This is a genomic window from Virgibacillus carmonensis, assembly GCF_057836705.1.
In genome coordinates this window covers 1-592 of record NZ_JBYQFJ010000282.1, presented here as the reverse complement: position 1 = coordinate 592, position 592 = coordinate 1, and the positions used below count along the sequence as shown (strand labels likewise).

Below are 592 nucleotides of genomic sequence, written 5' to 3'. Positions count from 1 at the left end.
AAATAGTCGTTTACCACTTTGGATTCCAAAGCCAAATCATACGATTTATTTACAAACATGGCATGGAACGCCCTTGAAACGTCTGGCGGCTGATATGGATGAAGTTCATATGCCAGGAACTAACACTGTTAAATACAAACAAAACTTTATAAAAGAGGCAAGCAAATGGGATTATCTTGTATCCCCAAACGCGTACTCAACAGAAATTTTCGAGCGGGCATTCCAATTTAAAAAAACAATGATTGAATCTGGCTACCCTAGAAATGATTTTCTATTAAATTCAAATAATGAGGAAACAATAAATCAAATTAAACAAAAGGCAAAGCTTCCAAAAGATAAAAAGGTAATATTGTATGCCCCAACATGGAGAGATAATCAGTTTTATGCAAAAGGTAAATATAAATTCAACCTTATGCTAGATTTAGAACGGTTAAAAGAAGAGTTTAGTAAAGATTATATAGTTATATTAAGACTACATTACCTGGTAGCTGAGAACGTGGACTTGACAGGGTTTGAGGGGTTTGTATATGACCTTTCACATCATGAGGATATCAGGGAATTGTATCTAATAGCTGATTTATTAATTACAGAT

1 pseudogene is annotated in these 592 nt (G+C 33.6%); it reads left to right on the top strand.

From position 1 onward, the window contains the following. Positions 1-592, top strand: a pseudogene (tagF, locus tag AC3G7N_RS21885) (teichoic acid poly(glycerol phosphate) polymerase); the annotation flags it as partial.